The organism is Pseudoalteromonas sp. NS-SX12 (assembly GCF_057367955.1).
Genome location: NZ_CM170634.1, coordinates 26,665 through 48,847 on the forward strand (window position 1 = coordinate 26,665; position 22,183 = coordinate 48,847).

Sequence of the window (22,183 nt, forward strand, 5' to 3'; positions counted from 1 at the left end):
GGAGGCACCAAAGTGGAAAACTTAATTTTTTTATCAACAAACCTAACAATTGTCGCTTTATGTATTGGTGCATTTTTTATTAGTAATACTAAGGTTATCAAGCTATTTGCCGCAATTTCATTAGTTGCACTTTTTGTTATGCAAAGTATGAATACTGCGCCACAACAGCATTTGTCAAATATCACGCTTATTCTGATTAATGCGTTTTATCTATTTAAAGTTTATACCCAGCATCAACTAGAACAGAATTAAGCATAACGATACAATAGTGACATGATTTCGTAACCATTTGGGGCCATATCATGTCACATTCCGATTCTGACCTTTTTTTACAGCAAATGGCTGATGTAACGCCACTCAAACAAGACGCTGTTTCAACCCCAACCTCTAACGCTAAGAACGCGCTAAGTAATTTCTACAAGCAACAAAGCTCAAAGCAAATAAGCTTACTAAATGATGCATTGAGTAGTGCAACTGTTGAATACGTTGAACCCGACGATTACATTAGCTACAAATCTTCAGGCCTTCAGGCTGGCGTATTTAAAAACTTGCGACTTGCCAAATATGATATCGATGGCAAAATTGAGCTGCAGGGCCACTCCATCAAAGAAGCACAGGATAAGTTAATACAAGAGTTGTCGGATTGTCATCGCCGCAACATACGTGTTGTGCTTATTAAACACGGTGTTGGCAAAGAGAATAGCGAACAACCAGCTAAATTAAAAAGTCATGTAAATGCGTGGCTTGTGCATTTCCCGTTTGTACTTGGTTTTCATACCGCGCAAACCCATCACGGTGGCTATGGCGCAGTTTACGTATTGTTGAGCAAAAACGAACAAGCAAAACTTGCAAACAAAGAAATTCACGCAAAAAAAATAAGGCTCTATTGAGCCTTATTCTGCATTTGTTACTACTGTATTTTGGTTTACGGCTTCATCAGCCTGAGTGAACCAAGCACTCACTCCTAAAAAAGCAACCAATAAAGCGACTGAGCTTAATTTGATCCCTTTTGCCATTGCGCGGTGCATAACTCCCCCAATAATTTTGTTTTTTTATTATTGTTCTAGTACATAAACTGTACTGGAGAATCATTCTAAACAATTTACAAATTTTAACAACCCATTAAAACGCTGGTTTTACAACCAGTAGTTTAATAACCTAAGTCACAGTCTACGGTGTTCACAAGCGCTTGGCCCGCTTTTAATCTCAAATAGTTATCACACAACTGACGTGTCACTGTATCAACATTGCTAAGCGCCGAGCAATGTGGGGTAATAGTTATTGCGCTATGCTGCCAAAATGCATGTGTTTGCGGCAAAGGTTCAATACTAAACACATCCAAAATTGCATGCGCTACCTGACCTGAATCGAGATTAGCTAACAGGCTTTGCTCATCGATTATTTCGCCACGTGCAACATTAATAATCACCACGCCTTTTTTGGTTTTTGATAAAAACGCATGATCAATCATATTGTGGGTATGTTTAGTTGATGGCAATAAGCACACAATATAGTCGGCATCACTTACCGCTAGTGCTAAATCATCTTGCGCATAACTAGTAATGCCCTCTAGTGATTTAGCGGTGCGTGACCAAACACTGACATCAAAGCCATTTAGTTGCAGTAAATTTGCGCTGGCAGTACCTAGCTGCCCTGCTCCAAGAACTGTTACCTTACTGCCCATTCTTGCGCGTTTTGGCTTCCACAGTTTTTCTTGTTGCTGCTTAACGTATAATTCAACTCGATGTTGATACGCTAAAATATGCGTGAGTACGTAACGGCTCATATCGCTTGCTAAGTTATCATCAACAATACGGGTAATTGGCACATTGGGTAAACCATCGTACTGCAATAAACTGTCTACACCCGCACCAAACGATGCAATCGCCTTACAATTAACAAACGGTGCCAACGATCCTTTCGGTGGTTGCCATGCAACAATGTATTCAACCGCAAGTGCATCACTCACTTCTGGCCACACCTGAATTTTAACATCAGGCAATATACTGTGAAATTTTTCGATGAGTTTATCGAGCTTGCGGTTGGGGATTACTAATAAAATACTCATAAACGAACTCTAGGCTGTCAAAAACTTAATCTAAATCAAATTCTAATGTGGATAGACCGTATTTGACTATCAAAACTTGATCTAGAACAGCTTTTAATTTTTCTAGCTACCGATAATAGCCACATCAAAACAAAAGATGATTCGGGAGATTATCGATGAAAAAATTACTAACTACAGCATTACTAACTTCAGGTTTAATCGCAGCACCAGCAATGGCAAAACTAAGCGTTAACGTAGGTGCAATCAACGTAAACCCTGACAGCGGTACAAGCTACTTAAATGAAATCCCAACTGCAGGCGTTTCAGTAGACAGCAACACCCAGCTAGGTATTACATTTGACTACGCGATTAATGATAACTGGGTAGTAGAGTTAGTAGCAGCAACACCATTTAGCCACGATATTTCTGGTGAAGGTAAAATTGGTGATTTAGCAATCGGCGGCGCAAGCATTGGTTCAACTAAACACTTACCACCATCACTGTTTGCACAATACCACTTCGGTAGCGCTGGCGACAAATTCCGTGCATTCGTAGGTGCTGGTGTTAACTACACTATCTTCTTTGACAGCGAAGCGGGCGCAGACCTAAAAGCAGTATTAGGCACTGATGATGTTAAACTTGAGCTATCAAACTCATTTGGCTTAGCAGGTCAAGTAGGTGCAAACTACATGATCAATGAAAAGTGGGGTATTCACGCAATGGCTTCTTACATCGACATCGATACAGATGCTGAAGTATTTGCAGGTGGCAACAAGGTATTAACATCAGACGTTGCAATCGACCCATTTGTATTTATGTTAGGTGCTAAATACAAGTTCTAATTAGAATTTAAACCATAAAAAAATCCGGCAATTGCCGGATTTTTTTATATCTTTTAAAAGCTGCTAAAAAGCAGCTTTTAACGAAAAAGACTTATAGGTCGCCTTCGTTTTCAGAAAGGAATGCAGCAACGCCAGCTGGGCTTGCGTCCATACCTTTTTTACCTTCTTCCCAACCAGCAGGACATACTTCACCGTGCTCTGAGTGGAATGCTAGTGCGTCAACCATGCGAAGCATTTCGTCGATGTTACGACCTAGTGGTAAGTCGTTAACTACTTGGTGACGTACGTTACCTTCTTCATCGATAAGGAAAGAACCACGGAAAGCAACGCCAGCTTCTGGGTGCTCAACGTCGTATGCTTGACAGATTTCGTGTTTAACGTCAGCAACTAGTGCGTATTTAACTGGACCAATACCGCCTTCGTTAACTGGCGTGTTACGCCATGCGTTGTGTGAGAATTGTGAATCGATAGAAACACCGATTACTTCTACGCCACGCTTTTGGAATTCTTCAAAACGCTTGTCGAAAGCGATTAGCTCTGAAGGACATACGAATGTAAAGTCTAATGGGTAAAAGAAAACAACTGCTTTTTTACCTTTGATTGCTTCGTGTAAGTTGTAGCTATCTACGATTTCGCCGTTACCTAGAACTGCTGCAGCTGTAAAGTCTGGTGCCTTGCGGCCTACTAATACGCCCATTATTTTCTCCAATTATTTATAATGAAATATCCAGTTTTGATGATTAATCATCATCTCTGGCAATAAATATAATGCCAAAATAAAAAAAACCAAGAGGGCTTGGCTTTTATTTTTATACTGCAGAAAGTTTAACTAATCGATGTAGTTAAAGATAATCAATTAAAACGATAAGGCCGTTCGATAAAAACGATTATGATACAAATCACACAATTGTGCGTTCTAGGTTATCAATCATTGTTGTTTTTGCACGACGTTTTTTCTACGGCAGGTAAAAGGTGTCACCTACCTTACTATTTCAGCAATAAAAACAAAAAAGCCAGCAAATGTGCTGGCTTTTGTTGGGTAAGCGCGCAGTTAATTACGCATCTTGCTCCATAATATCTTCAGGCATAGTTTCTCTAATTTCTTGCCACAATGCGCCTGACTCTAAACCATATTTACGCACTAAGAAAATAGACTCATCAAACTTGTCTTGCTCTGCTAGTGCCTTTAATTCTGCAAAAAACTTAAGCGCTAACTTACGCGTGCGCTCATCGGCAAAATAGTGACGCGCGATGCGCGCGTAAAAACCTTTGAAACCATTTAACGTCAATACATAAATTGGGTTACCACAGGCAAATGCAAGTTCATGATGCATGCGGTAGTCGTAATCTGCAAACGCTTCGGCAGTGTCGGCTAAATCATCAGCACGAGACAAGGTTTCGATTACTTTATCAGGATTTGTTTTAATCGCTGAACGCGTGTAAATAGCACTGATATTGGTACGTGCTGAAAGCAACTGGTCAATTAACTCGGGTACTTTAGTTGAGTCTAATTTAGCAAGCGTTTCTAGAATATTAAGACCCGACGTTTCCCAATAATTATTAACACGCGTTGGCTTACCGTGTTGAATAGTCAACCAGCCGTCGCGCGCCAAACGCTGTAGCACTTCACGTAAAGTTGTACGTGTCACACCAATAAGCTCTGAAAGCTCTCGCTCTGCTGGTAAAATTGAACCTGGTGCAAATTCACCGTTCCAAATCGATTCAACTATGTATTCCTCAGCAAATCCCGCAGGGCTTTTGGCTTTAAAAATTCTCATGAAGTGTCCAGTCGTTCTTGTAATGCTTTTTTAATCAAACTGATTGTACCAGATGCGATTGTTTGCACAAGCAAATAAATGCATAAGATAAAATAGTCTGTAAACTGTTTTTACCAAAGCTCTGTTAATGTTTGTAACGCATTTTACAATACAAAAATCACGCAAACCTTAGTATTTACGCCGTTTTACAAAATTCCATCGAAAATTCGTGCGAAGCAGTGGCGTTTTTTTTATAGTGTGCCCCATTATTAACGAATTTTTAGTAACGCCTATGTTTTCAAAACTTGCTCATTGGCCGGAACAACGCTTACCTTGGCTTCTATTAGCCGGCATCGCACTTGTCCTAGAAGGTGCTGCGCTTTTCTTCCAATACGCAATGGATTTAGGGCCATGCGTAATGTGCATTTATCAACGTACCGCGATGCTGGGGCTATTATTTGCAGGTATTGCAGGTGCCATTAAACCGCAAAATGTCTTTGCTCGTGTTATCGGATTTACGCTTTGGGCTATTTCAGCAATTTGGGGTTACTTAATTGCTGCCGAACATATCGCTATGCAAAATAATACCGACCCATTTGCTTTTGCAGGTTGTGCATTTGAGCCGAACTTCCCTGAGTTTTTACCGCTGCACCAGTGGATGCCATGGTTTTTTGAAGTAACCGGTGATTGCGGCAATATCAGCTGGCAATTTCTTGGCTTGAGTATGCCAGGTTGGATGCAAGTGATCTTTGCGATTGCCAGTGCGGTATTGTTTGTTGTGTTAATTACACGTTTGGTTTTCGCTAAAAAGATTTAATATGTATTTCTCAACAAAAAACATTCCTGAATTAGATGGTTTATCAGTTCGACAACGACAAGAAGTTATTCACTTAGCCGTTGCGAACTTGCCGGCCAGCAAAAAAATTACACTCAATGTAGTAAAAATAGCGTGTTTAACACCCATATTTTTACTGTTAGCAAATATTGAATCTTGGTGGTTGCTTTTATACTTATTAATAGTAGGTTTGTGCTATCCACTTATTACTACACCACTCACACTAATGTTTATTAAACCGCGGCTTAAAGAGGCGCGAGCTGAGTTCGAAAACAGTAATAAATAAAGGGGCAAACGCCCCTTTTTAATTAAAACGTTACTCTACCTTTTAGTTTGGCGATTGACCTTTCACCAAATCCCTTAATTTCATTCAATTCCTCAAGGGATTTTATTTTTCCATTCTGCTCACGATAGTTAATAATTCTAAGCGCTCGCGATTCGCCAATACCGGGCAAGGTAGCTAACTGCTCTGCATTCGCCGTATTTACATTGACGAGCTCTAACTTAACAACCTCTTCAACGTTGCTCTTTGTCGGCTTTGTCGCTTGTGACTCTGCGTTCACAGAAAAAGTGATTGAAGTAATACCTAATAAGAATGCGCCAAGTACTGGCAGTGAAAGTAATTTCATTACGCGCTCCTTTGCGTTGAGGTTCAAACCATTTGAACGTTTGTGATAGATATAAAGCGTTTGCTTTACACTTTTAGGTATAGGTTAAAAATTCTTGTTGTCAAAACCCTTCCGCCTAAAGCGATGAGTGATATAATTTTGGGAGAATTAAGAAGGGTACAGTATGATCTCTAAAAACCAGCTAAAACAATTACGTGCGTTATCTCAAAAAAAACAGCGCAAGTTACAAAATTTATTTTTAGTGCAAGGTGAAAAAAACGTACTCGAATTACTCGACAGCAATTTAGTTATTGAACAACTTTTTGCTACCCAAAACTTTTGCGAAAAGCACGCTTCACAATTAACTGACCTTAATATTATCACTTGTGAAGAAGAGGAACTCGCTAAGGCAAGTACACTAGTTAGTAATAATGCTGCCATTGCGATTGTTAAAACGCCAAAACAAGGTGAACCAAATAGCCTAGGTATTTCCATTGTACTTGATGGTGTTGCCGATCCAGGTAATTTAGGCACCATTATTCGCGTGGCCGACTGGTATGGCATTAATGAACTGATTTTAAGCCCTGATTGTGCAGACCCGTATAATCCAAAAGTGATCAGCGCGACGATGGGAAGCTTTACCCGCGTCAATATTATTCAATCTGAATTAACTGACTACTTTAGTAAGCAAACTCGACCTGTCTATGGCGCCTACTTAGGCGGCGAAAGCATTCACTCAACCCAGTTTGAAAGCGACTTAATATTAGTGATGGGTAGCGAATCTCATGGTATTCGCGAGCATATTGCCAGTGCGATTAGCAAAAAAATAACTATACCTGCGTTTGGTCAGGCTGAATCACTTAATGTTGCTATGGCTAGCGGCATTATTCTCGATAACATCAAACGCTGCCAAGGATAAACCATGAAACTCAATTGCGATTTAGGGGAAAGTTTTGGTCAATATACATTAGGTTGTGACGAGCAAGCCATGGCTGTAATTGATATGGCCAATATCGCTTGTGGCTTTCACGCAAGCGACCCAAATGTAATGGCACACACACTGAGTCTAGCGAAACTTCATAATGTTGAGATAGGTGCTCACCCAAGTTACCCCGATAGGCAAGGCTTCGGCAGGCGTACCATGCAATTATCAACTACCGAGCTGACCAATTTGTTGCACTTTCAAATCGCAACGCTCGAAGGCATGGCAAAAGTACAAGGCCTTAGCCTTAGCTATGTAAAGCCGCACGGCGCACTTTATAACGATATGATGGCAAACTCAGAGTTACTTACCACCATTGCACAGGCAATCGCAAGTTACCCCTGTGAGTTAAAGCTAATGGTGCTAAGTAAAATAGATAACAGCCAAGCAATTAAAATCGCACAAAAAGCCGGCATTGAATTACTGTTTGAAGTCTTCGCTGATAGGCAATACACCCCTGATGGTTCGTTGGTATCACGCAATCTTGCAGGTGCTGTGCACGATGAAACCAAGCTACTTGAGCAAGTGAGTGAGTTAAAGCAGTTTGGCACGATCACCACCCGCGAGGGCAGTAAGTTAACACTGCAATGCGACTCGTTATGTGTACACGGTGATAATCCTAGTGCGGTTGCTCAAATAGCAAAAATCAAACAGATTATTGGTAGCAATGAGTAATCCTAGCTATCGCATTTTTAATGCGAGCGAAAATGCAGTAATAGTTTACTTTAGTGATATTCTTTCAAGCGAGCAAACACAAAAAATCGCTGCCTTTTCACACGCTTTAAAGACGTCACTAGGTGAATTAATTGTTGATGTGACCATTTCCTACACTAGTGCGTTAGTTACTTATCAAAGCCTTAGTATTGATCACTTCTCAATAAAGCAAAAAATTAAAAGCATACTTACCCAGCTAAACGATATTACATTTTCAGTAAAGCAAATCGAGTTACCCGCCTATTACCATAGTGAAGTTGGCGCTGATCTAAACACCATGGCAAAAGCAAAAAATCTAACTGTATCCGATATTATCAAATTCCACAGCGAGCAAATTTACAGTGTATTTGCCATTGGTTTTGCCCCCGGTTTTGCGTTTTTAGGTGAAGTAAAGCCAATACTTGCCACTCCTCGCCTTGCGACTCCTCGTAAAAAAGTCGCCAAGGGTTCAATCGCCATCGCGGATAAGCAAACTGCGGTTTATCCAGCTGTATCTCCAGGTGGCTGGAATCTTATTGGTAATTGCCCTGTTTCACTATTTGATGCTGCGAATACCCCACCTTTGCCTTTTAATATTGGTGATAGCGTGAAGTTTGTACCTATTGAGCGAAACGAATTTATTCGCTTAGGAGGTCACATTGACTAGCGTACTCAAAGTAATTAATCCGGGGCTCTATTGCTGTGTGCAAGATTTAGGACGATTCGGGCAAAACCACTTAGGCCTTACCACAGGTGGATGCCACGACCAATATGCCTTTAAAGTTGCTAATGCCCTTGTCGGCAACCCAATTGTAAGTCCAGCACTTGAGTTAACGCTGGGCGGCTTTCGCGCGGAAGTACTAGTACCAATAACAATTGCACTTACAGGGCCAAATATCGGGTTTACAATTAACAATAAAAGCCAAGTGCTTTGGCAAAGTATTCAAGTAGCACGTGGCGATGTAATTGAAATTGCAACGCCTCTCACTGGCTTGCGGCACACGCTTGCAATTTCAGGTGGTATCAAGGCGCAGTCCCATTTTACAAGTGTTAGTACCGTCATGCGTGAAGGACTTGGCTGCAAAATTGAAGCTAATTCACTAATAAAACAGCAAGCACCTCGTTTTACAAAGCAAAAGAGGTTACCTGCTAACTTAATACCTGATTATTGCCAAAACACACCGCTTAATATGGTGTTTGCGCTGCAACATCATGAATTTTCAGCGGCTGATTTGAACCGCTTTCTAAGTTCAAGTTATACCGTAACTGGGCAAAGTGACCGCATGGGTTATCGTTTACAAGGTGCAGCGTTAGAAAGCCCAACCGGTGCGCGTTTTTCTGAGGGCATTAACCTAGGTGCCATACAAATCCCTGCTGATGGCCAACCCATCGTACTTTTAAATGATCGCCAAACCATTGGCGGCTATCCGAAACTAGGTTCAGTCACTGCATTAGATTGTGCAAACTTATTACAAAAGCGCGCAGGTGATGAAGTGGCGTTTAATGCGATTAGCATTGAAAAAGCGCAAAACCTTAATCACCTCGCCCACGTCAAATTACAGCGCGCGCTCGACGCCTTAAACTAAAAAAGCGCCTTACGGCGCTTTTTGTGGTTGGGAAATCTGTTTTAAAGTTTATGCTTCTTCAAGTAACTCTTGCGTTGAGTTAATCGCAATTTTACGTGGCTTATGCGCTTCTGGAATTTCACGAAGCAAAGTAATGTTCAATAAACCGTTTTCTAAATTTGCGCCAACAACTTTAACATGATCGCCTAACTGGAATTTGTGCTCAAAGTTTCGCTCAGCAATGCCTTGGTGAATAAATTTACGCTCAGCTTGCGACTCTTTTTCTGCTTTCACGCCCGATACCTTTAGCGTGTTTTTCTCTGTTTCAATGGTTAACTCAGATTCTAAAAAGCCTGCAACAGCCATGGTGATTTGATAGTCATTTTCACCTAAAAGCTCAATATTGTACGGCGGAAAATTTGATTGTTTGGTATTGCGGCTCGCGTTATCCATCATTTGAGCTAAGTGATCAAAACCGATGAAAGAACGATAAAGTGGAGATAGATCTAAATTACGCATAGTATATATCCTCATAAAGCGATAATTGTCTTAAAAACGACTCTCCTAAAGCGGACAAGTCTTAAATAAAGTCAGGCAATTCAATTTGTTACCTGAGTAGAAAACCCTTATGGCGTCTTCATAACTAGATATGTGGTGGCTAAATTCTTTTTCAAGGTATTAATTTAAATTTTTTTAATTAACCACCCTAAACTCACCTTTAGAGAACACTTCAACCCTATGAAATTAAAAATAAAAAGCATCATTTCAAATATTTTGTTTCTTTCTGTGATTTTTTTCGTAATCACCACTTTTCAGCAGAGAAACTTACTCAGTAACGACCAGCCTGCGCCTTATTTTAATTTAGAGACACTAGAAACCGGCGAGCGAGTATCCATTAAATCGTTACAAAACCAACAAACTGTGGTTTATTTTTTTGCCCCTTGGTGCACCGTATGCAAACTCAGCATGCCAAACCTCGATAAGCTGGCTAAAAATGGCAGTATCAATGCCATAGCCATTGCCGCTGACTATGAGAGCAAACAACAGGTTGAAGCATTTGTAGATGAGCTATCCCTCAGCATGCCGGTGTTATTAGCCGATAGCCACACCGCTAGTAATTATAAAATTTCTGCTTTTCCCACTTATTATGTGATTTCAGAAGATTTAAAAATTATTGCCAAGTCGATGGGCTATTCCACAGAATTAGGCTTAAGAGCCCGTAGCTTTTAGACAAAATAGCCACAAGCCATTAAAATACGCGTATCTTAATTTGCATTCGAGAATACAATGCCTAAAGCATGCGCGTATCACATCTTAGTTAATACTGAAAAACTCTGTTTAGAGTTAAAAGAAAAGCTTAAAAAAGGAGCTGACTTTAACAAGCTTGCAAAACAACATTCAACATGCCCGTCGCGCAAGCGCGGTGGCGATTTGGGCGAGTTTAATAAAGGCGATATGGTAAAAGCATTTGATGATGTGGTTTTTAAAAAGCCATTATTTGAAGTGCACGGCCCTGTAAAAACCAAATTTGGTTATCACCTAATTAAAACGGTATACCGCACTTAATTCTCTAAAAATAGTTTATTTAAAACTACCCATCGTTATTTGCGAATGATGCGATTGAGTTAATCAATTTCACAAATACGTTTTTCGCTGACACAATGGGCTTATTAAATTTAAAGAGGAAAGAATAATGTTTACAGTAATTTTTGGCCGTGATGGCTGCCCATTTTGTGTTCGTGCAAAAGAATTAGCAGAGCGTTTAACTCAGGAACGTGATGATTTTAAATTCCGTTACGTAGATATTATTAAAGAAGGCGTATCAAAAGCGGATTTAGAAAAATCAGCTGGCAAGCCATGCGAAACAGTACCTCAAATCTTTTTAGATCAAAAACACATTGGCGGCTTCACCGATTTTGAAGCATACGCAAAAGAGCACTTAGGCTTATACGCAGAGTAATTATCAACACTAATGTGTTTAAACTTATGTGTTTAAAAATTAAAAAAGCAGCCATTGGCTGCTTTTTTTGATATTGAAAATGCACTAAAAGCTTAAACAAGCTCTTTTACTTTTTCCCAAATCGCTACCACATGGTCGCGGTCTTCATCAGTTAGTTCACCATTGCGATATGCTTTAACCAGTGACTTTTCGATTTTTTCATTTAACTCTTCGCAGCTTAAATCATCACCTTCAACTTGCGCGTAGCCTACTTGCAAGTCAAAGTGTCCACGTAAGTAACCACTTGCAAACAGCTCATCATCGCTCGCTGTTTCAATTAGTTTGTCAAAGTACTCATTGGCCTTATCAACATATCCTAAAAATTGCATTTAATTTTCCTCTTCAAGGCCCACTGCATACATCACATGATCGTTGTATCCAGTTACCACTTTTATAAAACCTGATAGTTCATCATCTAACACGCTGTCGCCTGTGTCACAAATAAGCGGACGGCCATTCAGCGCTTGCAGTTTACTTTTAGTTGCAACCACAATAATATTTTCTTTACCTACTTGACGAATAAGTTCAGGGCTAAGCTGCTGATTACCTCGACCAAAAATATGGCCTTGCCCACCAATTAAGGTGATCACAATTTTAGTCGGTTTGCCCTTGGTTAAATCAATTAACTGCTTTGCGGTGCAATCTGCGGCAATAACATCTTGGTCGAGCACTACATCAACACCGAGTAAGGTGTTATCAAGCCCCATTTCATCCATAATTGCAGCAACGGTAGAGCCAGAGCCCATAACATAATATTCGTCATCTTCCATTTCTGACACAACATAGGCCGATAAGTCAGCAAGTACTAACTCATCCGTTTCTTTGCCACCACTTTTAACTGCTTGCACATAGCGTAATTCACTTGGCACCTGCATTTCACCATAGCGTTTGGCTTTAACTACCCCTTCACGAAATGCCGATTCATCGATATCCATAACATCAGCATCTGAAAGCGTAACTAGCTCGCCGTTTATCAGCATTTCAACAACACGTCCTGCTGCTTTTGGGGTAATCGCATAAACGCCAGAATGGATTTTACATCCAGCAGGGATACCGAGTACGGTTGTATTATCGCTTACCGCACTGCACACATTACGCGCTGTACCATCACCACCAGCAAATAAAATTAAATCGACACCTTGCTCAATTAAGGTTTTAACCGTGAGCTCAGTATCAGCAGGCGATGTGTTCTCACCTACTGTCAACACAACTTCGGTACTAAATCCCATTTCTTCAGCAAGGGTTTGCCCCATTTTGCCACTTGGGGTAAATATTTGAATCTGTTCTTTATACGGCAAAAGCACTTCAAGTGCCGCTTGGGTGCGTTTATGCGATTTTGGCTCTGCACCAAGGGCAAGCGCCTCTTCAGTGACATTATCACTGCCTTTTAGGCCAACACTGCCGCCTAAACCAGCAACAGGGTTGATAATAAGGCCCAGTTTAAACTGCTTCATCATTGATTAATTCATCCTGCCAAGTAAATTGTGCGCGTGTTAACGGGTATGGTGTGTGATAAAAATCACATAATGCCTTAATTAAGGTTTCCGTACGCTTATTAAACCCGCTTTCTAGTAACTCACATACCTTTTTGTAAACCTTACGCTGAAATGCAAAGCGACACGTTTGTGCGCCGTTTAAGTTATCTGCTGAGACATTAAAATTAAAGCCAGCGGCTACACTGAGTGCCCATTCAATGGCTTGTGGATGCACTTCCACTTTTTCAAATTCAGCTTGCTGCGCTTCATCACGCCCATCTGGGCAATACCAGTAACCGTAATCTTCTAATAAGCGTCTAGCGTCACCTGCCACTAACCAATGCGCCACTTCATGCAGGCCACTGGCATAATAACCATGGGCAAATTCAATGCGATGAAATGCTGTATTATCATCTGCAGGCAGATAAATCGGCTCACCATCGCCTTTCACTAAACGTGTGTTTAGGGTGCGTTCAAAACAGCCATTAAAGATGGAAATTAAATCTTGATAACGATGCATAACGATAGGTACAGCAAAAAATTGCTGGCATTTTAGCAAAAATAAAAAGGGGCTGAAATAGCCCCTTTTTTAAATATCTACGGTAATTATTCCGCTTGCCCTGGAATTGGGCCAGGCTGCACATTGACATGCTTATTTTGCCCTTGATGACGCAACAAATGGTCCATCAAGGTGATTGCCAACATGGCCTCGGCAATTGGAATTGCACGAATGCCCACACACGGATCATGACGCCCTTTGGTGATCATCTCAACCGCTTCGTTTTGCGTATTAATGCTTTTACCTGGCACTGTTATGCTCGATGTTGGTTTAAGCGCAATAGATGCGACAATATCTTGCCCTGTTGAAATGCCCGCAAGTACACCGCCTGCGTGATTTGATGTAAAGCCTTCAGGGGTGATGGTATCGCGATGCTCTGAGCCTTTTTGCTCAATCACTTCAAAACCGTCACCAATTTCAACGCCTTTTACCGCGTTAATGCTCATCAGTGAGTGAGCAATTTCAGCATCTAAACGATCAAACACTGGCTCACCTAATCCCACAGGGACATTTTTCGCAACCACAGTAACTTTGGCACCGATTGAATCACCTTCTTTTTTCAGCGCGCGCATATATTCGTCAAGCGCTTCTAGCTTAGTGCTATCGGGAAAAAAGAATGGGTTTTCTTCAACCACAGACCAATCAAATTGCTCTGCTTTAATTGGCCCAAGTTGCGATAAACACGCATTAATTTCAACACCATGAAATTGTTTTAAATACTTTTTAGCAATTGCGCCTGCGGCAACACGAATGGCTGTTTCGCGTGCTGACGAGCGACCGCCACCACGGTAATCGCGAATGCCGTATTTGTGCCAGTAAGTATAATCACCATGACCTGGACGATACACATCAGCAATTTTTGAATAATCTTTTGAACGCTGATCGCCATTTTCGATAAGCAGGCCAATGCTCGTGCCTGTCGTTTTACCTTCAAAAATACCCGATAAAATTTTAACGGCATCTTCTTCGCGGCGCTGCGTGGTGTAACGACTTTGCCCAGGCTTTCGTCTGTCTAAATCGATTTGAAGGTCTGCTTCACAAATCTCCAACCCCGGCGGGCAGCCATCGACCACCCCACCCAGTGCAATACCATGGCTTTCGCCAAAGGTACTCACCTTAAATAATTGACCAATACTATTTCCGGCCATAACGTCTCATTTCCTCATTCCCAAATGGCAGCGTTGGTAGATACAGTGCCGCCAAACTGCGTTTTTTTACTTAGTGATTACCCTAAATGCGCAATTAAATCTTGTTTATTAATTGCAAACACGCCTAAGCCGCCGTGTTTAAATTCAATCCACTCAAATGGCACGCCAGGGTAAAGCGCTTCCATATGTACCATAGAATTACCCACTTCAACAAATAACCAACCGTTATCAGTTAGATGCTCTGCCGCTTCATTTAATAATGTACGAGTGACATCAAGGCCGTCTTCACCTGAAGCAAGGCCTAATTCAGGCTCGTGATGGAATTCATCTGGCAAATCGCCCATGTCTTCAGCATCAACATACGGTGGATTCGCCACGATTAAATCGTATTTTTGGCCAGGTACACCCGAAAACACGTCCGATTGAATTGGGAAAACACGATGGTTTAACTGGTAGTTTGAGATATTAATATCCGCTACTTCTAATGCATCAAACGAAATATCAACGGCATCTACTTCAGCATTCTCAAACGCTTGCGCTAGTGCAATAGCAATACATGCCGAGCCAGTACACATATCTAAGATTCGGGTAACTTCTTGTTCTGGGTCAAGCCAAGTATCAAACTTTTTATTGATAAGCTCAGCAAACGGTGAACGCGGCACTAATACGCGCTCATCAACATAAAATGGTAGGCCTGCGAAATAAGCTTGATTGGTTAAGTAAGCAACTGGCACACGTTCATTAATACGCGCTGCAATTAACGCCACCAGCGTTTCTTTTTCAGAAGTGGTCAGTTTGCTGGTTGCAAGCTCTTTTGGCGCATCAATCGGCAAACTTAATGCTGGCATAATTAACTGTACTGCTTCATCCCACGGGTTATCTGAACCGTGACCAAAGAAAATACCTGACGCAGCAAACTGACTGGTCGTCCAACGTAACCAATCATTAATTGTATTAAGCTCTGTAACGGCTTCTGTTTGCATTGCCGAATCTAAAAATGCCTGTTCCATAATCAAGTTTCACTAGTGTTTAAAAGCACTATTGTAACGGTTTAAAGGCGCAATACTCTAGGTTTTTTACATATTTTTGGATACAATCGCGCCATGAAAAAAGATCACTCACTTTCCGATGATGACATTGCCCTTTTTCGCAGTGAAATGTCTGGCTCAAAGAAAATAAGCCAAGACACGGTTCATTTTAAAAAAGCGCAAAAAGCACCAGAGCAAACTACTAACACTAAGGTTAAACAGCTCGATGCTGAATTTTATTTCTCGGATGAATACATTCCTGACATAGACACATCGGGTACTGTTAACTTTGTTAAGCCTGGTGCGGATAGCTATTTAGCTAAACAACTACGCCGTGGTGACTTTGCACCTGAACTTATTTTAGATATGCATGGCATGAATAAAGAGACAGCAAAGCTGGAGTTAGCAGGCCTTATCAGCGCCTGTAAAAAGCGTCATTTACGCTGTGCATGCATTGTGACGGGTGTGGGTGAGCGCGTATTAAAACACAAAGTGCCGCATTACTTAGTGCAACATCCTGATGTGCTTGCTATTCATCAAGCGCCGCTTGAATATGGTGGCCGTGGCGCGTTACTTATTTTGGTGGATATTCCAGAAGATCCGTTTTTCCGCTAATGTGTTTCAGCTAATAAAAAATGACTCAACTGAGTCATTTTTTGTTTTAAGAAGCTTTTTCACCAACATCAGGTAAATGCATGGCTACTAACTCAGCCAAACCTGACTCTTCATTATAATGAATCTCAGCGACCGCCGCTGTTGCAAAAATTGGCATATTATCAGGACAAAATTGCTCAACTATATAACTCACAATTGGCATATGAGCGACCAAAATCCAGTTATTTAAGTTAGGTTTGTAACTGATCATTGCTTTAATCAGTTCTGCAGCGTTTTCAGCATCGCCACTTGGAATAAAGTCGTCAAAACTGTCTTGATAACGAATGCTTTCTTGTTTTGCCGTAACAATTTCGGCCGTTTGCAAAGCACGAAGGTAAGTACTTGTTAGTACAGCATCTATTTTACAGTCCTGCTGTAATTTACTCGCCATTGCGGCCACTTCAAGTCGACCTATATCCGTTAGCATTCTGTTTTGGTCATTTACCGTCAAAGACTGTGCTTGACCATGACGCATAATAAAAATTTTTTTCATAACAATGCTCAATAAGGCAAAACCGTAAAACTACAAAAAATAACGACTTTGCTATAGCCAAATCTATGATATGTCCGCTATATTAGCTTTAAAGCAATAAAAACTCAGGTAGTTTTTAGTTTAGCTGTGTTGCTTCCAGATCCACTTCAATCGTGTTGATAAGCGATTATTCTTTTCTTTATTAGATACGGAGCAAACCTTGATAACCAGCAGCAATGATAGCAGAATTTATCAGTCCCTAAAACTGGACAATGGTCTAAAAATCTTAGTGATTGAAGACGCTGCCAGCGATAAATCAGCGGCGTCACTTACCGTAAATTGCGGACACTTCGACGACCCTATCAGCCGTCAAGGTTTAGCACACTTCTTAGAACACATGCTATTTTTAGGTTCAGAAAAATACCCTGAGCCCGGCTCTTTTTCACAATTTTTATCGCATCATGGCGGTAATTGTAACGCGTGGACAGGCACAGAGCATTCAAGTTACTTTTTTGAAGTCCTGAACGAACACTTTTTACAAGCGCTGAGTCAGTTTGCTGATATTTTTCATGCGCCGCTTATTTTACCGTCTGCATGCGAGAAAGAGCGCAATGCCATTGATGCAGAATATAAATTAAAGCTGAAAGACGATTCACGTCGCATTTACCAAGTCCATAAAGAAACGTGTAACAGTGCGCACCCATTTGCGAAATTTTCGGTCGGCAACCATCAAACCTTAGTTAATAAAAACGAATGCATTAGCGAAGAGATCCGCGCTTTCTTTTTAAAACACTACCAAGCACAAAACATGACCCTAGTGATTTCAAGCAATACGCCTTGCGAACTCATGAAGGTTAAAATAGCGCAACTATTTAATTGCCTTAGTGGCAGCCCTGAACGCGAAAAACCCAATATTGAAGCACCACTTTATCTGCCTGAAAACATGTGCCAGTCGATTTATATTGAGCCACACAAGCATATGCAAAAGCTCATTGTATCGTTTGCGCTGCCCAGTATTGATAATTTTTACCGTGAAAAAACAGTAAGCTTTATCGCCCATTTAATTGGCTACGAAGGCGTAGGCTCACTTTATTCGGTATTAAAAAAAGCGGGATGGATTAACGGGCTCAGTGCCGGTGGTGGTATTAATGGCAGTAACTTTAAAGATTTTAATATTAGTATTGCACTGACCGACGAAGGCGAAAAACATAAAACCGCCATTGTGGAATACCTGTTTTGTTACCTGCAGCTGATTGCCAAAGCCGAAACCCCATTATTAGAGCGCCTTTACCAAGATAAAAAAGTACTGATGGACATCGCCTTTAATAATCAAGAGAAATCCCGCGTACTGGATTGGGTTAATAGTTTAAGTGTGAATATGCATCACTATCCAGATGAACACTTAATTTATGGCGATTACATAATGACAGGCTTTAACCGTGATCAGTTTGATAATGTGTTCACGCTGCTAAATGCCAATAATATGCGCCTGATTCATATTCACCCAGGTGTGCCAACTGATGCCAACGCAAAGTGGTATGGTACGCCTTATAGCATCAACAAAATATCGCAACCTTGGTTAGACTCACTGGAAAAAGTAGATGCGAACGCCGTTGAACTAACCCTGCCAACCAGCAACCCATATTTAACAAAGCCGGTTGTGCTGCATCCGATAGAGCATAAACATAAAACACCGGAAAAACGCGTTTCAAGCGACACGTTCGAATTTTGGTATAAACAAGATTCCACCTTTAGAGTCGCCAAAGGTCATTTTTACTTGGCGCTAGACAGTAAAATTACAGTGCAAAACGTTAAAAACATGGCGATGACACGCCTGTTTGCTGACCTTTTTATGGATAAAGTCGCTGAGCAGTTTTATCCGGCTGAATTAGCGGGCATTAATTATCAGCTTTCAGCTCACCAAGGCGGTTTAACGCTGCACACTTGGGGGTTAAGTGGTAATCAAATTGAATTAATCGGTGAAATTTTAAATGAATTATTGATCTGTAAATTTGATTCAATTCGCTTTTATGAATACCAACGTCAGCTTGTTCGTCATTGGCAAAATGGCAACCAAAGTAAGCCTGTTAGTCTTTTATTCTCAGAACTGAGCGCTACATTGCTACCGTGGAATCCAACGCCGTTAAAACTTGCCGAAGCGATTGAACAAATCAGTTTCTGTGAATTTAACGCATTTTGTAGTCAGTTATTTGAAGCCCTGCACTGTCAAATTTTAATGCATGGCAACTGGACACCATTAGAAGCCGACGATTGTGTAGCATTAATCAAAGAAAAACTAAAAACGCGCACCACTATTGCTGATTTAAACCGCCCTATCGTAACGTTAGATAACAAACAAGAGCAAACCCACGATGTGCCGCATCCTGACAATGCGCTGGTAAGTTATTTCCAAGCAAGCTCTGATTCAATCAGCGAAAAAATCAGGTTAATGGCACTAAACCATTTAATCAGTCAAGACTACTTTCACGATATGCGTACCGAAAAACAGCTTGGCTATTTAGTTGGCTCAGGCTTTGCGCCTTTAAATAATCGCGCTGGTATCGCATTTTATATTCAGTCGCCAGAAATCGCGTCCGATATTTTAGCCCAACACAGCAATCACTTTTTAGCCAACTATCATCAGAAAATTAACGCCATGAGCGATGAAGATTGGCAACAAGCCAAACAAGCATTAATGATGCAAATTGTTGAAAAAGATAAGAACCTACGTCTTAAATCACAGCGGTTTTGGCTTGCAATCGGCAATGGTGATGGCCAATTTAATATGCAGTACCAGTTAAAAACTGCGCTATTACAATTAAGTAAGGCGCAATTAGTAAGTTATAGCAAACGCTTGTTTAGCGAAAACAGTACACGTCTTGAGCTAAAAACCAAAGAAAAGGCCGCAAAACAAGCAACTAGTTCAGAATCGGTTAAACAAGCTTTGACACCATAAAGACAATCCCTTAGTGTAAGGGGGTTAAATACAATGCGTTAAGCCAATGCCCAATAAAATAATAAAAATAATTGCTGGGTTTACTGGTTTGTTTACTGCTTTTCCAAGCGATGCACACCAACCCACGCTGCTAGACTCCAAGCTGGTGATCCCACTTGCGCTCGCAACATTAAGCTTGCTGATAGCGTTGGTTGCTGTTTTGCGCCTGCGACGCTCGCAACTTGCCTTAAAACGTTCAGAACATCGATTTAAAAACAGTATATTAGCAAGTGGCGATGCTGTTTGGGATTGGCACATTAGTGAGCATCGTTTGGAGCGCATTAATGACGGCTTATTTAATGCCATTGACCACACGCCCGATTTACCACCTAACAAATCAAATATCCACCCATCTGATCTACCGCACGTTGAACAAATTCTTAAAAAACACCTGTCAGGGGAAATTTCGCATTTCGAAGCGAGTTACCGTGCGAAAGATGCTAATGGCGATTGGCGTTGGGTACTCGATAAAGGCCGCGTAATTGAAACGGATGCGGACTTAAAACCACTTAGAATGATGGGCACGGTCAAAGATATTGGTTCGGTAAAACAAACCCAAGAACGTTTAAATTTACTGGCAAACTGTATTGAAAACCTTTCTGATCCCATTGTTATTTTTGATGCAAATTTTAATATTGTCGAAGTAAATCAGGCCTACTTAAGCTATTTTGGCGGCACTACTGCAAATCACATTGGCACCCCTTACCGACTTCCAGGTTACGACAAAACAAAAACAAGCCAGCTTTACAAAGCAATACAAAAAAAATCGCACTGGCACAAAGAACTAACATTTAGCAAAGACAAGCAAAGCACTTTTTTCTCACTTTCGATTGATCGCATTGATAATAAAAAAAGCAATCTGCGCCACTACATTGCGGTTTACAACGACGTAACCGACAACAAGCAAACTGAATTGGCACTGCAAAAACTGACCAATCGCGACCGCTTAACCGGCCTGCCAAACCGTAATCAGTTCTTTAGTAATATGAAATCCCTTGTCGGTAGCAAAAACCGCCATGCATTATTAGTATTTGATTTAGACAACTTTAAAAAAATTAACGATAGTTTAGGCCACCACGCAGGTGATATTTTATTGTGCCGTTTAGCATCGCGTCTATCCAAACGTACTCGTGAGCGCGACCAGTTCTATCGCCTAGGCGGTGATGAATTTGCACTTGTAATGCAAAACACTAATGATATTCATACCATTACACAAGCTGCCAAAAGCTTTTTAGCGCTGATTGAAGCGCCATTCCATATGTCTGGGCACGAGCTGGTGATCACCTCAAGTGTGGGCATCGTGCTCTTCCCTGAAGATGGCAATACACCAGAACTACTGCTTAAAAACGCAGACACGGCAATGTACCATGCAAAACAACATGGTAATCGTTACTTATTCTTTAACGATGCCATGAACCGCCAAGCGGTTAAGCGCCTACAAATCGAAAACTTAATTCGTTATGGCTTAAAAGAAGACCACTTTAAAGTGTTCTACCAGCCTAAAATGGACATTAACAGTGGCGAACTTGTCGGCATGGAAGCGCTAGTGCGCTTTATTACACCGAATAAGGGCCTAATAAGCCCAGCCCAATTTATTCCAATCGCTGAAGAAACAGGCCAAATTGTTGAAGTAGGTGAAGTGGTGCTCGAAAAAGCCTGTCGCGATGTAAAAGACTGGATTAACCGCGGTTTATTTGATGGTCGTGTGGCAGTGAACCTTTCTGCAAAACAGTTTATGCAGCCAGATCTCATTGGCAGTATTGATAAAATACTAAAACGTGAAGGACTCGCGTCGTACTATTTAGAACTCGAAATCACCGAAGGCACTATCATGGAAGATCCAAAAGATGCTATTCGCATTATGAATACGCTAAGTGCTCGCGGCATTCATTTAGCAATCGACGATTTCGGCACAGGTTATTCATCACTCGCTTATCTTAAACAATTTCCGCTAAACACATTAAAAGTCGATAAAGCCTTTATTGACGACATGGGCAATGAAAAAGGTAAGAATATGGTCGATTCAATCGTGACGATTGCCCACAACCTTGGCTTATCTGTGGTAGCTGAAGGTGTTGAGTACGAAGATCAAGTGGAGCAATTAAAAGAACTAAACTGCGCGACAGTGCAAGGCTATTTTTACTCTAAACCGCTTTCACATGAGCAATTTGAACAGTTTCTACTAGCTCGCTGTAAAGAAGCGCATTTGCCGCCAAGAGATTTGGAACAAGAAGTAAAGCTCAGCCTAGTGCAATAACACACTAGGCGCTCTGATTTATGCACTAATACGTGTAAAAACAAAGCCTAGTGACTTTCTTAGTAACATTCGCTGTTTAACATTAATTACACTATATACCGCAGGCCCAGTTAATAACCCCGCGATCGCCCAGCGCTTGCCAACTAATCCAAAGCGGCCCGCCAAAACAGCGCTCATATAACCATTAATAATTAATAACGCGAATAAATACCAAAGCATTGCTTCTCACCAAGCACAACATAAAATCGGGGCGCTATAGTACAAAAA

Annotated in this window: 28 protein-coding genes; 15 read left to right on the forward strand and 13 right to left on the reverse strand. The window is 41.1% G+C overall.

The window, feature by feature from the left end:
• Window positions 1–12: 12 nt before the first annotated feature.
• Both AC2IOM_RS00135 and smrA read left to right on the forward strand, forming a co-directional pair.
• A complete protein-coding gene (locus AC2IOM_RS00135) occupies window positions 13–252 on the forward strand; it encodes a hypothetical protein (protein WP_486358736.1) in 240 nt (79 codons plus the stop codon).
• A gap of 50 nt (window positions 253–302) precedes the next feature.
• On the forward strand, window positions 303–890 hold the full coding sequence (gene smrA / locus AC2IOM_RS00140) for a DNA endonuclease SmrA (protein ID WP_486358737.1): 588 nt from the start codon (window positions 303–305) through the stop codon (window positions 888–890).
• Between the two features lie 3 nt (window positions 891–893).
• On the opposite strand, the gene AC2IOM_RS00145 is transcribed toward smrA, so the two are convergent.
• Both AC2IOM_RS00145 and AC2IOM_RS00150 read right to left on the reverse strand, forming a co-directional pair.
• Window positions 894–1,028 (reverse strand): hypothetical protein, encoded by a 135-nt coding sequence (locus AC2IOM_RS00145; protein WP_267890920.1) that lies wholly within the window; start codon window positions 1,026–1,028, stop codon window positions 894–896.
• A 122-nt stretch (window positions 1,029–1,150) separates the two neighbouring features.
• Window positions 1,151–2,068: a 2-hydroxyacid dehydrogenase gene (locus tag AC2IOM_RS00150; RefSeq protein ID WP_486358738.1), complete on the reverse strand. Its 918-nt coding sequence runs from the start codon at window positions 2,066–2,068 to the stop codon at window positions 1,151–1,153.
• A 155-nt stretch (window positions 2,069–2,223) separates the two neighbouring features.
• On the opposite strand from AC2IOM_RS00150, the gene AC2IOM_RS00155 reads away from it, so the two are divergent.
• Window positions 2,224–2,889, forward strand: coding sequence for an OmpW/AlkL family protein (locus AC2IOM_RS00155; RefSeq protein WP_010560663.1), 666 nt, complete (start codon window positions 2,224–2,226; stop codon window positions 2,887–2,889).
• A 91-nt stretch (window positions 2,890–2,980) separates the two neighbouring features.
• On the opposite strand, the gene AC2IOM_RS00160 is transcribed toward AC2IOM_RS00155, so the two are convergent.
• Window positions 2,981–3,586 (reverse strand): peroxiredoxin C, encoded by a 606-nt coding sequence (locus AC2IOM_RS00160; protein WP_010560664.1) that lies wholly within the window; start codon window positions 3,584–3,586, stop codon window positions 2,981–2,983.
• A gap of 358 nt (window positions 3,587–3,944) precedes the next feature.
• Window positions 3,945–4,667: a fatty acid metabolism transcriptional regulator FadR gene (fadR, locus tag AC2IOM_RS00165; protein ID WP_010560665.1), complete on the reverse strand. Its 723-nt coding sequence runs from the start codon at window positions 4,665–4,667 to the stop codon at window positions 3,945–3,947.
• Between the two features lie 271 nt (window positions 4,668–4,938).
• Between fadR and dsbB the strand changes: the two genes are divergently transcribed.
• A complete protein-coding gene (gene dsbB, locus AC2IOM_RS00170) occupies window positions 4,939–5,463 on the forward strand; it encodes a disulfide bond formation protein DsbB (RefSeq protein ID WP_486358739.1) in 525 nt (174 codons plus the stop codon).
• Between the two features lies 1 nt (window position 5,464).
• Entirely contained in the window at window positions 5,465–5,767 is a 303-nt protein-coding gene (locus AC2IOM_RS00175) for a DUF6170 family protein (protein ID WP_486358740.1), read from the forward strand.
• Window positions 5,768–5,789: 22 nt separating this feature from the next.
• On the opposite strand, the gene AC2IOM_RS00180 is transcribed toward AC2IOM_RS00175, so the two are convergent.
• Window positions 5,790–6,110 (reverse strand): ComEA family DNA-binding protein, encoded by a 321-nt coding sequence (locus AC2IOM_RS00180; protein ID WP_100912960.1) that lies wholly within the window; start codon window positions 6,108–6,110, stop codon window positions 5,790–5,792.
• A 163-nt stretch (window positions 6,111–6,273) separates the two neighbouring features.
• Here AC2IOM_RS00180 and AC2IOM_RS00185 point away from each other — a divergent pair, with 163 nt between their 5' ends.
• From AC2IOM_RS00185 to AC2IOM_RS00200, 4 genes are read left to right on the forward strand one after another with little or no spacing between them, the layout of a single operon-like run.
• Window positions 6,274–7,008 (forward strand): TrmH family RNA methyltransferase, encoded by a 735-nt coding sequence (locus tag AC2IOM_RS00185; protein ID WP_486358741.1) that lies wholly within the window; start codon window positions 6,274–6,276, stop codon window positions 7,006–7,008.
• A 3-nt stretch (window positions 7,009–7,011) separates the two neighbouring features.
• On the forward strand, window positions 7,012–7,746 hold the full coding sequence (locus AC2IOM_RS00190; protein ID WP_486358742.1) for a 5-oxoprolinase subunit PxpA: 735 nt from the start codon (window positions 7,012–7,014) through the stop codon (window positions 7,744–7,746).
• Window positions 7,739–8,431 carry a 5-oxoprolinase subunit PxpB gene (gene pxpB / locus AC2IOM_RS00195; RefSeq protein WP_486358743.1) on the forward strand — a complete coding sequence of 231 codons (693 nt, stop codon included), beginning with the start codon at window positions 7,739–7,741 and terminating at the stop codon, window positions 8,429–8,431. Before AC2IOM_RS00190 ends, pxpB begins: the two co-directional genes overlap by 8 nt.
• Entirely contained in the window at window positions 8,424–9,350 is a 927-nt protein-coding gene (locus tag AC2IOM_RS00200; protein WP_486358744.1) for a 5-oxoprolinase subunit C family protein, read from the forward strand. The genes pxpB and AC2IOM_RS00200 overlap by 8 nt, the downstream gene beginning before the upstream one ends.
• A 48-nt stretch (window positions 9,351–9,398) precedes the next feature.
• On the opposite strand, the gene AC2IOM_RS00205 is transcribed toward AC2IOM_RS00200, so the two are convergent.
• The gene (locus AC2IOM_RS00205; RefSeq protein WP_010560673.1) at window positions 9,399–9,848 is read right to left on the reverse strand and encodes an Hsp20 family protein; all 450 of its coding nucleotides are present in this window, start codon (window positions 9,846–9,848) and stop codon (window positions 9,399–9,401) included.
• A 219-nt stretch (window positions 9,849–10,067) separates the two neighbouring features.
• Here AC2IOM_RS00205 and AC2IOM_RS00210 point away from each other — a divergent pair, with 219 nt between their 5' ends.
• The 3 genes from AC2IOM_RS00210 to AC2IOM_RS00220 all read left to right on the forward strand — a co-directional run bounded on the left by AC2IOM_RS00210 (window position 10,068) and on the right by AC2IOM_RS00220 (window position 11,289).
• The gene (locus tag AC2IOM_RS00210) at window positions 10,068–10,559 is read left to right on the forward strand and encodes a TlpA family protein disulfide reductase (protein WP_486358745.1); all 492 of its coding nucleotides are present in this window, start codon (window positions 10,068–10,070) and stop codon (window positions 10,557–10,559) included.
• Between the two features lie 57 nt (window positions 10,560–10,616).
• Complete coding sequence (gene ppiC, locus AC2IOM_RS00215; protein ID WP_010560675.1) at window positions 10,617–10,895, forward strand: peptidylprolyl isomerase PpiC; 279 nt, start codon at window positions 10,617–10,619, stop codon at window positions 10,893–10,895.
• A 127-nt stretch (window positions 10,896–11,022) separates the two neighbouring features.
• Window positions 11,023–11,289 (forward strand): GrxA family glutaredoxin, encoded by a 267-nt coding sequence (locus AC2IOM_RS00220; protein ID WP_010560676.1) that lies wholly within the window; start codon window positions 11,023–11,025, stop codon window positions 11,287–11,289.
• Between the two features lie 92 nt (window positions 11,290–11,381).
• On the opposite strand, the gene AC2IOM_RS00225 is transcribed toward AC2IOM_RS00220, so the two are convergent.
• The 5 genes from AC2IOM_RS00225 to prmB form a co-directional block, all read right to left on the reverse strand.
• Window positions 11,382–11,657 carry a YfcL family protein gene (locus AC2IOM_RS00225; protein WP_486358746.1) on the reverse strand — a complete coding sequence of 92 codons (276 nt, stop codon included), beginning with the start codon at window positions 11,655–11,657 and terminating at the stop codon, window positions 11,382–11,384.
• Window positions 11,658–12,785: an ATP-NAD kinase family protein gene (locus AC2IOM_RS00230; protein WP_486358747.1), complete on the reverse strand. Its 1,128-nt coding sequence runs from the start codon at window positions 12,783–12,785 to the stop codon at window positions 11,658–11,660.
• The gene (locus AC2IOM_RS00235; protein ID WP_421972432.1) at window positions 12,769–13,323 is read right to left on the reverse strand and encodes an elongation factor P hydroxylase; all 555 of its coding nucleotides are present in this window, start codon (window positions 13,321–13,323) and stop codon (window positions 12,769–12,771) included. The genes AC2IOM_RS00230 and AC2IOM_RS00235 overlap by 17 nt, the downstream gene beginning before the upstream one ends.
• Before the next feature lie 86 nt (window positions 13,324–13,409).
• The gene (gene aroC, locus AC2IOM_RS00240) at window positions 13,410–14,510 is read right to left on the reverse strand and encodes a chorismate synthase (RefSeq protein ID WP_486358748.1); all 1,101 of its coding nucleotides are present in this window, start codon (window positions 14,508–14,510) and stop codon (window positions 13,410–13,412) included.
• Between the two features lie 77 nt (window positions 14,511–14,587).
• Window positions 14,588–15,520, reverse strand: a complete 933-nt coding sequence (prmB, locus tag AC2IOM_RS00245; RefSeq protein ID WP_010560681.1) for a 50S ribosomal protein L3 N(5)-glutamine methyltransferase — start codon at window positions 15,518–15,520, stop codon at window positions 14,588–14,590.
• Between the two features lie 93 nt (window positions 15,521–15,613).
• On the opposite strand from prmB, the gene smrB reads away from it, so the two are divergent.
• Window positions 15,614–16,153, forward strand: coding sequence for an endonuclease SmrB (gene smrB / locus AC2IOM_RS00250; protein WP_010560682.1), 540 nt, complete (start codon window positions 15,614–15,616; stop codon window positions 16,151–16,153).
• 46 nt (window positions 16,154–16,199) lie between these two features.
• Here smrB and sixA read toward each other — a convergent pair whose 3' ends face one another.
• On the reverse strand, window positions 16,200–16,685 hold the full coding sequence (sixA, locus tag AC2IOM_RS00255) for a phosphohistidine phosphatase SixA (RefSeq protein WP_336434683.1): 486 nt from the start codon (window positions 16,683–16,685) through the stop codon (window positions 16,200–16,202).
• 199 nt (window positions 16,686–16,884) lie between these two features.
• Between sixA and AC2IOM_RS00260 the strand changes: the two genes are divergently transcribed.
• Both AC2IOM_RS00260 and AC2IOM_RS00265 read left to right on the forward strand, forming a co-directional pair.
• Window positions 16,885–19,620, forward strand: coding sequence for an insulinase family protein (locus AC2IOM_RS00260; RefSeq protein ID WP_486358749.1), 2,736 nt, complete (start codon window positions 16,885–16,887; stop codon window positions 19,618–19,620).
• A gap of 46 nt (window positions 19,621–19,666) precedes the next feature.
• Window positions 19,667–21,916, forward strand: a complete 2,250-nt coding sequence (locus AC2IOM_RS00265; protein ID WP_486358750.1) for a sensor domain-containing protein — start codon at window positions 19,667–19,669, stop codon at window positions 21,914–21,916.
• An 18-nt stretch (window positions 21,917–21,934) separates the two neighbouring features.
• Here the strand turns inward: AC2IOM_RS00265 and AC2IOM_RS00270 are convergent, their stop codons facing one another.
• On the reverse strand, window positions 21,935–22,135 hold the full coding sequence (locus AC2IOM_RS00270) for a hypothetical protein (protein WP_486358751.1): 201 nt from the start codon (window positions 22,133–22,135) through the stop codon (window positions 21,935–21,937).
• Window positions 22,136–22,183: the final 48 nt, after the last annotated feature.